We start from the raw sequence: 10,756 nt of genomic DNA, 5'->3' as shown, positions 1-10,756 counted from the left end.
TGAACGTAAAATAAAGAACAAAGCAAAATTTGTTCAAATCATTCAACAAAATATCCAATATTTATTTGAAATTGATTATTTAACAAATGCTGAAAAAGTATTTTTATTAGATATTTCAATGTGTGTAGGTTTTTTGAGTAATTGTTTAGTTAGTGATATTAATTCGAAAGAACAAATCCCATTAACTCAGCGAGAATTGGCTAAAAAAATTGGAAGACATGAAACTAAAGTTAGTCCATTAGTTAGAAAATTAATTGATAAAGGTATTATAGCTCGTTCAGAGAGTGGTGTTGATGATAATAATGTTAGAGCATATGCATTATTTATAAATCCTCACATCATGTTTTCAGGAAATAGAGATGAAGTTAATCCGACACTTAAAGCAATGTTTAGAAAGGTTCCCAAACAACTTAAAAATTTACCTATTAAATTATTCTAAGTCTACTTTTAAAGTAGACTTTTTTTATTAAATTCGTACTTACCAAAAACGGTAAGTTTACTTACCAAAAACGGTAAGTACGAAAAATCCTGAAAGCCTTGGTATTACTGGGTATTTTCGACTTTAGCATGCTTGTCCCTTCTCACTCTATATAGAAATAGCTAAAAGTTCCGCAAGGAACGGGTTGTATTTTCTTTCGCTTTGCTTCAGAAAATCTCCACCCTTTTCGCTTTGCTACATCCTTGCAAAACTTTTTTCGGCTCGAGTTTGGATATCACCAAGCCGATACATCCAAAAGCAACTATTTGGGATCATCGGCTTGAATTGCTATTATACGAGCCGAACCGCTAGTGCCTTCGTCTAATAATTTCACTTACCATATTAATAGATATGTAATACGTGGGGGCTCGTCCCCACACGACGAACCAGCCTCAACCCCAAAAGCAAAGGAAAACCTTCTTTTAAACCTGTTTATTTTTCTTTTTAAGCGTTTGTTTTTGTTTTTACGACAAATAGTATTATTTTAGATTTATATTCTTTAAAAAGGATTATGGGGCGCCTCAATAGCACTTTGTATTTTGGTGTTATTTGCTTCTGAACTATGGATTTATATTTATTTAATGCTATTTGTTTTCTTTTAGTATTTTAAAGTAATGTTTGATTGCAATTTATTAAAAATATCATGTCGTTAGTGAGTACTCATATGGAGACATCAAAGGGACTTTGTGTACTCACTGAGTCTACATCTAGGGACACGATGGGGACATTTGATGGGTTTTGTGTCGTCAGTGAGTGGACATCTTGGGAATTTTCGTGTACCCACGTTTAAGCTAGGCTCCGCCTAGTCCCAACCCCTAGTTGGGCCCAAAAACCCCTTATGCTCTTCTCTCTTTTTTGATTCGGAATTTCCAATTTTATAAAATGACTTATCTTTTAGTTGAAATTTATTATGTTAAAAAACAAAAGAATGATTTTAGTTTTGGCTTATTGCAAGGTTATTAGAAAACTTTTTGTAGCGCGGCTAAGATCTTTGCTAAATGAAGTATGAATTAGAAATATGAAAAAATCCGTTATTTTTATATGACAGGAGGATATAAACCTTAGTAAAATGAATTAGTAAAAACCTAGGTTTAATACCTAGGTTCCAAGGTTGATTTTTTTGAAAATAACCATTGATATTTTTAATATCAAGGTTTTTATCTAGGTTTTAAAGGTGGGTAAAAAGATGGATAAAAGTGAATACCTAGGTGTAGAAAACCCAGGTTATATAGCGATGACTGTTAAAGAAGTTGCATTATGTTTAGATGAATCACCAAATGTTATAAGGAATTGGATGAAAGAATTAAAGACATATATTCCTTTAGAGAAGAATGAATCAGGTTACAATATTTTTGATGAAAAAGCTCTTGAGCAAATGAAGATGGTTAAGCAATTACATCGAGAACAGAACTATTCAATAAAACAAATTGAACATTATTTTGCTACAGGTGGAGAGAGTATAAAGCCTGTTCCTAGTAAAGAAGCTGGAGAGATTTTAGCTGAAGAATTAAAAGCATTAAAAAATGAAGTTAGTAAACTTAGAGAATATAGTGAGAAACAAGAAGAATTTAATAAGTTGTTAATTGAACAATTACAAAAACAACAAGACTATATTGATAATAAGTTAGAGAAACGGGATCAGAAGTTACTTGAAACAATTCGTGAAGTACAAGAAACAAAATCATTAACAGCATCTACGGAATCAAAAGGATTTTTTGCGAGGTTATTTGGAAAATAATTATTTTGAGATCTACAAACTGAGTCCTGGCGTTTATGCCGCGAAAGTTCCTTGACGATGAGGGGAACCCTCATGCAAACTCGCCAGGGGTGGCCCCAGAAGGGCGGTTTTTGCCCGCTGGGGTTAGCTTTGGGAGTTTGAGGGTTCGGAGGCTCGTGGTCAAGGGAATCGTGGAATAAAAAGCGAGGATGGACCCCAGGACAGGGCAAAAACCAATGTCTTCGCCAAGATTCGTGGTTCTACTGTTAGAAAAAGGCGAATAAGAATATAGCATACATACAATAAGGGAATGCAGTACAGATCAGTCTACAAGCATTCCCTTGTTCTATGTATGTTTTATTTTATAACTCATAGAACATCTTTTTTATTGAGTTGCTTTTGGAATAGATTGAGTTAATATGATTGTGATAAATAAAAATGATAATAAAATTTCTGATGCTCTGATATATTGTCCGATTTCAGTAAGAGCTTTAACATTGTCATAACTTAAAGGGAAAGTATTTGATAGACTAAATAATAAAGATTTTGAAAAGGTAATTTTCGTTTCAGACCATTGAAATTCATCTTTAAATGGGATTTGAACAAGATAGGCATAGGATAAAATCATATAAAGCATAGATTGGAATAAACTAATAAATTTTCTTCTCGTTCGATGGACAGTTGCATATTGTCCTTTAATAGCTCCTTCGTCCCAAACATGATAATAAAAATAAACAAATGAATTCATAATTAGAAGATAAATTGTGATTCCTACAAAGTATATATTATTTATTTTTTGAAACCATATTAGACCAATAAATATAAATTTTAGAGTAATAAAAATATCTATAGCGAGATTGCGTGCTTTTCTTTTTTTTCTTTCGATTGTATTAATATCAGATGAATTTTTGTTATATATTGATACAATTTTTATGGCTATCCATTTGAATAATTCCACTATATTTATATAAAACAATAATAATATTATTTTATTAATAATATGATATATGAATCCGTTATCTGTTGTTTTTTCCCTATTTCTGCCTTCATACATATTATATTTTCGCTCCTTTATAAAATTTGATAAGATATATATATAAGAAGTATAAAAACTTGTATTATGATTATACAGAATTTTTTTGTTTATTAGGCAAATATAATTTTGGTTTTTAAATATTTATTTTTGATTGTATTGTAATAAATTTAATACTTTTATAAATTAAAATATTTAGGATGGAGGGGAGTTTATGCCATTAAATGCTCCAGTAGTTTCGAGTGGTGGAGATTTACCTGATGAAATTAGGATGAATTTGAATAAATTTGTTCATTTAGTAGATAAAAAAGTTGAGTATATTGCTAGAAAAAATGGACTTACAACTTCTCAAGTGAGGCTACTACGTTCATGTAATGTAGCATTTATAGTTAATGAGCATACTATATTTTGTGTTATGACAAATATAAATGCATCGGGGGTAGTTAAACATTTTTATATCAATTGGTTTGGAAAACCTTTAAATTTAAATGATGCGCTTTTTTTGGTTGAAAGAGATCTAGGTTTTGAACAAACTTTTGGAATCCAATTTCCATATGATATTCTTCAAAAATCAAGTATGGAGCAAGAAAATTTATCTGAAAGCATTGCAAGCACGTACATAGATGAAGAAATTGTTAATTTAGAAAGGTTGAATAAAATAGTGAGAATGAATCCTGTCTTTAATGGTAGAGATTTTATGATTGATGATTCTAAGGTATTTATGCTATCACCTTTTTCTGATCCTTTTAATGATATTTATAAGGATCATATTAAACCAACAGTTGAGTCAGCAGTTTCAGGTTTGATTTGTAGTAGAGCAGATAATATTTATGGTAATCAATCAATAATTGAAGATATATGGAAAAGTATAAATGAAGCTAAAATTATTATTTCTGAATTGACTGGAAGAAATCCTAATGTGTTTTATGAGACTGGTATAGCACATACTGTTGGTAAAGAAGTTATATTATTAACTCAAAGTATGGAGGATGTTCCTTTTGATTTAAGACATTTAAGATGTATAGTATATAATTACACACCACCTGGGGTTAAAAGTTTGGAAGATAATTTGACTAATACAATAAGAGCAATAATTAATAAATAATAAAGGGTTAGTTCTCTACTAACTCTTTATTATTTATATTAGATATAAAATATATCTAATATATTATCTTTTTCTTCTTTGTTAATTCCAATATATTTTAGTGTGATTTGTGGTGTACTATGATTTAAAATGTCTTGCAACATAGCTACATCTTTTGTTTGTTTATAGAACCAATAGCCGAAGGTTTTGCGCATGGTGTGAGTCCCGATGGATTCTATACCGGCAAAGTCCCCGGCTTTTTGCAATTGTCGATAAGCCTGAATCTTACTAATTGGTTGCTCTCCTTTTCGAGAAGGGAATAACCAGATGCTTTTTAGTGTTTGGGCATAAGAGTATACTTCATCAAAAATAGAAGTAAGATTAATCATACGTTCTTTCTTCGTTTTTCCTTCTCTGATTTTAAATTCTTTTCGTTTTTTCCGTTTTAGTTTTATTATGGTTTGTGTTTCGAGTTGGAGTAGATCACTTACGCGTAGTCCTGTATGAATACCGATAAGAAAGAGAATATAGTCTCTTTCGGAACAGTGACGTTTAAGGGCCCATTTCATATCTTCGATCTGTTCTTTGCTACGGATGGGTTGGACATCAATGAGATGTGGTTTTTTGTTCATGGATTTTAACCTCTTTATTTATAGTGTTTTGAATGTATACTTTTATCACATAAATTGAGGATATCAGGGGAATTGATGTGGAGTCAATATTTAAGGGAAAATGAATGTAAACTAATATTTAAAAGTTTACATTAGATATTTTAATCTTTATATCTTGAGATCTTTTTAAATGTTAAGTTAAAGGAAAGTAAATTGTGAACTGTTTTTTTAATTAATTTTATTAATAAAAAAATTTTAAAATCTTTATAGTGAGATTTAATGGTAATATAGTAATATGAAGTTTTTTAAAAAGTATCATAATAATTTATTATTAGTTATTTTATTTCTAAATAAGGAGAGATATTTATGATAAAACAAGATTTGTTGTATGAGAATGAAGTGGTGAAAAATTATATTCAAGCTTATTATAAAAACCAAACCGGACTTTCAATATTAGCTGGTAATGTGTTTAATAGTCCTAACATACCTGGAACCTTAGTAGCAACAAATATGAGGATGTTTTTTTATACAGAAGTAATGAAAGTAAATAAGGTTCTTATTGAAATTGATTATAAAGAAATAATGAAAATTAATGAAAAGAAACAATCTGTTGGGATGTTTAAGACTATTCCTTCTATCGTTGTTCATCATAAAGAAGAAGAAGTTTTTTCAACAATGGGAGATTTAGAGGCATTCTCTAAATTAAAATCTTTTTTTAGTGTAATTCCAGTTAATAAATAAGTATATTTTTTTATATAAAATATGACAAAAAATACATTAAAAATCATTTTTTGTATTTTTTTTGAAAAAAATGGTTGCAAGCGTTTGCATAAAGTTGTAAGGTTAAACAGTAAGCTTACATTTCTTAATATTAAAGTAAAAAAATATGGAGGTACTAATTATGAAAGATTTATTTAAAGAATTAAAAGTTGAAGAATTAGAAGAACATGTGGGACATGGTGGAATGGGATGGGCACAATGTGCGGCATTATTAGCTCAATGTTCAAGCGCTGGAAGCTTTGGTTGTGGCGGCGGTTGGAGTCAAGCTTACAGTCAATGTAATACATATAGAAGAAGTTGTAATAAATAAATCAAATTTAACCAAAGAGAAATTTCATTATTTAATGAAATTTCTTTTTGGTTAGAATAATAATTGATTATTAAAGGAAGAGTATTTTATGGTGAAAAATAAATTTATACATACTAGGCAATTCAACGAAAGCGATTGCGGTTTAGCTTGTGTTTCTTCTTTATTAAAGTATTATGGTTTTAATTATGGAATTGATTACTTAAGAGATTTAATGATGGATAAAAAAGGGTATAGTTTGAAAGATTTAATTATTTTGTTGAAGAATTTTAAAGGTTTAACTTGTAAACCTTTAGAGGTAAATAAGGATAGATTAAAAGAGGCTTTAGATCATATTAATAAACCTTATATAGCTTTAATAGAAGAAGATGGAGAAAAACATTACATTGTTATTTATTTAAAAAAAGGCGATAAATTAGTAATTAGTGATCCATTAAAAGATAAGGTTTCAACAATGTTAGTTGATGATTTTTCGAAAATATTTTCTGGGGTACTTTTGGTTGTAGATTCTACAGATCAAAATAAACTTTATAATTTTGATCAGCGTTATAAAAAAACTTATTTTTTTAAAGAAGTATTGAAAGAGAATAAGTGGTTTTTTATTTTAACTTTTATTTTATCTGTACTTGTTGTTGGTATGGCTATTGTTCTTTCTTTCTTTGTTAAATTTTTAACAGATCTTGTTATTCCAATGAGATTAGATACTACATTAATTCAATTTAGTTTAGTATTTTTAACTGTAAATTTTGTAAAGGTTTTATTTGATTATATTAGAAATTATTTTGTTGTTCGAATTTCATATAATTTAGATAAAGGATTGGCTGAAAAATATTTTAATAAAATAATTAATTTACCTATTAAGTTTTTTGAAAATCGAGATGATGGTGAAATTATTTCACGTTTTCGGGATAGTTATCATATTAGAAATGCTTTTAGTGTAAATGTAGTTACGGGAATACTTGATGTAATGATAATTTTAGGAATAAGTTTTTTCCTTTATAAAATGAATGCTGTATTATTTTTCACCCTTTTAGTACCTTTGTTACTTCTAGTTTCTTGTGCAGTAATGTTTTATGAGATATTAAATAAAAGAAATCGAGAATTAATGGCTAATGAAGCAAAGACTACTTCTTTTTTAGTTCCATTCATTAAGAATATGCCTACTATATATTCGTTTAATAAAGAAAAATACTTTTTTAATTCATTCCAAAGTTTTTTTGGGATACAAATAAAATCGGCATTGAGGGAGTTTAATATTGTTAATATTAACAATACTGTTCGAATGTTAATTCAGTCCTCTTTTTCTATTATTATTTTGTGGGTTGGTACTCAGCAAGTACTGAATGATTCTATTACATTAGGAACATTATTATTAATTAATTCTTTAGCTATGTTCATGTTATCTTCTTTAGAAAGGTTGATAAGTTTACAATCAGAATTACAAAAAGCTATAGTGGCGACTGAAAGATTCTTAGATATAGTAGATTATCCAGTTTTTCAAATGAAAAATACTAAAGAGATATCAAATGTTTTTGATATTGAATTTAAAGATTTTAGTTTTAGTTATGATAATTTAAATAGTGTTGTCAGAGATGTTAATATGAAGATTTCTAAAGGCGATCGGGTTCTGTTAGTAGGAGAAAGTGGTGTTGGTAAAAGTACTTTAGTTAAAAATTTAGTTAAGTTTTATGATGTAGAAAGATCTCAAATTTTAGTAAATGGAATCGATATTAATGAAGTAAATACAAGTACATTAAGAGAGAAAATTATTTATTTAAATGAGAATCCATTTCTTTTTAAAGGAACTATTAAAGAGAATTTGTGTATGGGGAAAAAATTTAGTGATGAGGAACTTATTCGATCTTGTGAAATTGCAGGAATTTTGGATGTTGTATTTTCTTCTAATGATAATTTTGATTTTAAGTTAAATGAAAATGCTACTAATTTATCAACAGGACAAAAACAAAGATTTTCTTTAGCAAGGGCTATTTTGCATAATCCAGAAGTTCTTATTCTAGATGAGTCATTGAGTAATGTTGATAAAGAAAGTTTTGAGAGAATACATAATAATTTGTTGGAAATGAAATTTACATTAATTGTTATTTCTCACACTTCTGAAGCATTAAAAAATTATAACCGAAAATTTGTTTTTAAAGATAAGACAATAATTGAAGAGAGAGAGGTTTTAATATGAAAAAGTGGTTTTTTATTATTTCACTATTAGTACTATCTATATGTGCAGGATTTTATATTTTTAATTCTAAAGCACTTGAAAAGCCGCTTTATACAAATATTGATCTTAAAGAATATGAGAATCATGTCAATTCTAATGATGATGTTTATATATATGTATATAAGACGAGTTGTCCTTCTTGTCAACAGCTTAAACCTGTTATTAATAAATTGATTAAAGAAGAGAATTTAAAATTAAAGGCTTTAAATATAGAAGAAGAAAAAAATTACAATGAGTCTTTTTTGGATAAATATAAATTGAATAAAACTCCTACCATTCTTCATTATAAGCAAGGAAAAGAGATTAAGCGATTAGAAGGATACCGTCCAGAAGAGTTAAATGAGTTCTTTAAAAAATAATGATTATTTTTAAATTTCAAATGGAAGAGGCGTAATTTTATGAATTTGTATGATTTTTATCAATTTGTAAAGATGAACAATCCTAATTCACAACTTTTTAGGGATTTGTGTTTAATACATAATATAAATACATGTGATTCCATTTATCTAAATTTAAAAGATGAGATAGATAATAGTATTCAATTGTATGAGAATAGTGACTTCCCTTTAATTACTTGCGGAATTATTAGTTATAATGAAGAAAGATGTATACAAAGGTGTATAGATAGTGTAATTAATGAGTTCGATGAAATTATAGTTTTAGATTCAGTCTCTGTTGATCAAACAACAAATATAATAAAAGAAAAATTCTCGGAAGTTAAAATTTTTTCCGAATTATGGAGAAATGATTTTTCTTATCAACGAAATAAGTTAATTAGTTATGCATGTAATGATTGGATTTATTTTATAGATGCTGATAATTATTATGGTGAAAATAATATTGGTAAAGCTAAAAGAGTGGCAAGGTTAATAGATTTTTTAGGGATAAAATGTGTTATTAGTCCAATGATCCATGAATATACAGGTCATATATATGTAGATACGAGAAGGCTATTTTCTTTAAAGCATAATATACTTTTTTCTGGGAAAGTACATGAAGAACCAGTTTTTGATGATAAAAGAATTCCAGATAATATTGTTGTAACTATAGATGTATATCATGATGGATATAATCCTGTTATTGTTAATCAACTTCAAAAGAATAAACGAAATCTTGAATTAACTGAACAAATGATTCAGTTAGAACCCAATAATCCTAAATGGTTATTTTTTTATGCCAGGGAATTAAATCAAGTGAAAGCTGATAAAAAGTTAGTTAAAAATGTATTATTAAAAGCAATAGATTTATATGAATTTAGCTCTGAAAAAAGATTTTTAATTGAATCTATTTTGTTGCTTTGTAAAATTTCTTTTGAAATGAAAGATTTCAAAACTTTGATAAAATATGTGTCTTTGGTGGAAAAAGAATTCCCTAATTGTTATGATATTGAGTTTTATAAAGCTTCTTTGTTACTTTTTGATTTAGAAAGTAGAATGAATACAATTATTGAATCTTTACATATAGCTTTAGATGCAACTAATGAACATAAGTATAGTGAAATTAATTCTAATGGGGATCATTTTAAACATTTATTAATTAATTTATATAGTTTGAAAAAAGATTGGGACAGTGTTTTTAAATTGTATAATGAAGTCCAAACACCGGAATTAAAACAAGATTTTTTAAATAATATTACGAAATTAAAATTGAAAATTGATGAAATTTTATAGGAGAGCTGGGATTAGTATGAAAAAAATATCTATAACACGAAATCAATTTCTTTATTTTACATTTTGTATTTCTCTTTTTTCAATTTTAGGAAGTTTATATTTCAGTGAGGTAGTTGGTTTGAATCCCTGTGATTTATGTTGGTATCAAAGGATTTTTATGTATCCTTTACCTTTAATTATAATCATTTCTATGCTAATTAATGATTATAAGGTGAAGAGTTATATTCGAGGATTTTCATTAATTGGTTTGTTAATAGGTGTATATCAATATATCATCCAACTTTCTCATACAAAAAGTGCTTTTTGTAGTATTAAAAGTGACTGTTCTACGATTCAGGTCGAATGGTTTGGATTTATTACTTTACCCCTTTTAAGTGTTTTTGCATTTTTTATGATATTTATATTTTCATTTTTAGTACGTAAGAATTAGATATTATAAGAATTTCTTTAAGGATGTTAGCAAGGTAATATTATGAATTTTTAAATATATATAGGGGACAAAGTGTATAGGCATATTTTATATAGTTGAATTTTAGATATAGAAAAAGTCCCTATATGTTATAATTGAAAGTGACCAAACCATCAATTAGAGAAAAGGGACTTTTGTGTACATATTTATTTTTAAATTTCTTTATAAATTATAACATAAAATGTTGCTCTTCTCTAGTTGTAAATGTTAGAAAAGAGGAGAAAGATTATGTCAAAGCTCGTTAATTTAGAACAAGCTGAAAAAAAAGCAAGATTAAGAGATATAGAAAATTCGAAGATCTTGTCAGAAGAAGAGATGTATATAGCAAATGAACTTCAAGCAAAAGCTAGTTCAAGAGGAATGAAATTAGTTCC

The 10,756-nt window shown here is 27.6% G+C and carries 11 protein-coding genes and 1 pseudogene; 10 read left to right on the top strand and 2 right to left on the bottom strand.

Going from position 1 to position 10,756, the window contains the following annotated elements:
• Positions 1–439, top strand: a 439-nt coding sequence (locus tag NST86_RS34725) for a MarR family transcriptional regulator (protein WP_340935807.1), incomplete at its 5' end; no start/stop codon positions are given.
• Positions 440–1,664: 1,225 nt separating this feature from the next.
• On the top strand, positions 1,665–2,216 hold the full coding sequence (locus NST86_RS34720; RefSeq protein WP_097859792.1) for a DUF3967 domain-containing protein: 552 nt from the start codon (positions 1,665–1,667) through the stop codon (positions 2,214–2,216).
• A 364-nt stretch (positions 2,217–2,580) separates the two neighbouring features.
• Here NST86_RS34720 and NST86_RS34715 read toward each other — a convergent pair whose 3' ends face one another.
• On the bottom strand, positions 2,581–3,249 hold the full coding sequence (locus tag NST86_RS34715) for a hypothetical protein (protein WP_340935804.1): 669 nt from the start codon (positions 3,247–3,249) through the stop codon (positions 2,581–2,583).
• Between the two features lie 193 nt (positions 3,250–3,442).
• On the opposite strand from NST86_RS34715, the gene NST86_RS34710 reads away from it, so the two are divergent.
• Entirely contained in the window at positions 3,443–4,333 is an 891-nt protein-coding gene (locus NST86_RS34710; RefSeq protein ID WP_098617340.1) for a hypothetical protein, read from the top strand.
• 38 nt (positions 4,334–4,371) lie between these two features.
• Here NST86_RS34710 and NST86_RS34705 read toward each other — a convergent pair whose 3' ends face one another.
• On the bottom strand, positions 4,372–4,944 hold the full coding sequence (locus NST86_RS34705; protein ID WP_098617341.1) for a tyrosine-type recombinase/integrase: 573 nt from the start codon (positions 4,942–4,944) through the stop codon (positions 4,372–4,374).
• 345 nt (positions 4,945–5,289) lie between these two features.
• Here NST86_RS34705 and NST86_RS34700 point away from each other — a divergent pair, with 345 nt between their 5' ends.
• The 7 genes and pseudogenes from NST86_RS34700 to NST86_RS34670 form a co-directional block, all read left to right on the top strand.
• A complete protein-coding gene (locus NST86_RS34700; RefSeq protein ID WP_061530457.1) occupies positions 5,290–5,664 on the top strand; it encodes a PH domain-containing protein in 375 nt (124 codons plus the stop codon).
• Positions 5,665–5,824: 160 nt separating this feature from the next.
• Positions 5,825–6,013: a sublancin family glycopeptide gene (locus NST86_RS34695; RefSeq protein WP_061530458.1), complete on the top strand. Its 189-nt coding sequence runs from the start codon at positions 5,825–5,827 to the stop codon at positions 6,011–6,013.
• Positions 6,014–6,101: 88 nt separating this feature from the next.
• Complete coding sequence (locus tag NST86_RS34690; RefSeq protein ID WP_061530459.1) at positions 6,102–8,204, top strand: peptidase domain-containing ABC transporter; 2,103 nt, start codon at positions 6,102–6,104, stop codon at positions 8,202–8,204.
• Positions 8,201–8,602 carry a thioredoxin family protein gene (locus NST86_RS34685; protein WP_061530460.1) on the top strand — a complete coding sequence of 134 codons (402 nt, stop codon included), beginning with the start codon at positions 8,201–8,203 and terminating at the stop codon, positions 8,600–8,602. Before NST86_RS34690 ends, NST86_RS34685 begins: the two co-directional genes overlap by 4 nt.
• Positions 8,603–8,641: 39 nt before the next feature.
• The gene (locus tag NST86_RS34680; protein ID WP_098297573.1) at positions 8,642–9,913 is read left to right on the top strand and encodes a SunS family peptide S-glycosyltransferase; all 1,272 of its coding nucleotides are present in this window, start codon (positions 8,642–8,644) and stop codon (positions 9,911–9,913) included.
• Positions 9,900–10,343, top strand: a complete 444-nt coding sequence (locus tag NST86_RS34675; RefSeq protein ID WP_324664734.1) for a disulfide bond formation protein B — start codon at positions 9,900–9,902, stop codon at positions 10,341–10,343. The genes NST86_RS34680 and NST86_RS34675 overlap by 14 nt, the downstream gene beginning before the upstream one ends.
• Positions 10,344–10,610: 267 nt before the next feature.
• Positions 10,611–10,756, top strand: a pseudogene (locus tag NST86_RS34670) (MarR family transcriptional regulator); the annotation flags it as partial.

This window comes from Bacillus sp. FSL L8-0199 (assembly GCF_038005705.1).
Classification (GTDB): domain Bacteria; phylum Bacillota; class Bacilli; order Bacillales; family Bacillaceae_G; genus Bacillus_A; species Bacillus_A cereus.
The sequence above is the reverse complement of the archived record's forward strand: the minus strand, read 5'-3'. Positions and strand labels throughout refer to the sequence as shown.

Coding starts and splice junctions, on each gene's coding strand:
- NST86_RS34720 (WP_097859792.1), top strand. CDS start 1,665: ATGGATAAAAGTGAATACCTAGGTGTAGAAAACCCAGGTTATATAGCG.
- NST86_RS34715 (WP_340935804.1), bottom strand. CDS start 3,249: ATGTATGAAGGCAGAAATAGGGAAAAAACAACAGATAACGGATTCATA.
- NST86_RS34710 (WP_098617340.1), top strand. CDS start 3,443: ATGCCATTAAATGCTCCAGTAGTTTCGAGTGGTGGAGATTTACCTGAT.
- NST86_RS34705 (WP_098617341.1), bottom strand. CDS start 4,944: ATGAACAAAAAACCACATCTCATTGATGTCCAACCCATCCGTAGCAAA.
- NST86_RS34700 (WP_061530457.1), top strand. CDS start 5,290: ATGATAAAACAAGATTTGTTGTATGAGAATGAAGTGGTGAAAAATTAT.
- NST86_RS34695 (WP_061530458.1), top strand. CDS start 5,825: ATGAAAGATTTATTTAAAGAATTAAAAGTTGAAGAATTAGAAGAACAT.
- NST86_RS34690 (WP_061530459.1), top strand. CDS start 6,102: ATGGTGAAAAATAAATTTATACATACTAGGCAATTCAACGAAAGCGAT.
- NST86_RS34685 (WP_061530460.1), top strand. CDS start 8,201: ATGAAAAAGTGGTTTTTTATTATTTCACTATTAGTACTATCTATATGT.
- NST86_RS34680 (WP_098297573.1), top strand. CDS start 8,642: ATGAATTTGTATGATTTTTATCAATTTGTAAAGATGAACAATCCTAAT.
- NST86_RS34675 (WP_324664734.1), top strand. CDS start 9,900: ATGAAATTTTATAGGAGAGCTGGGATTAGTATGAAAAAAATATCTATA.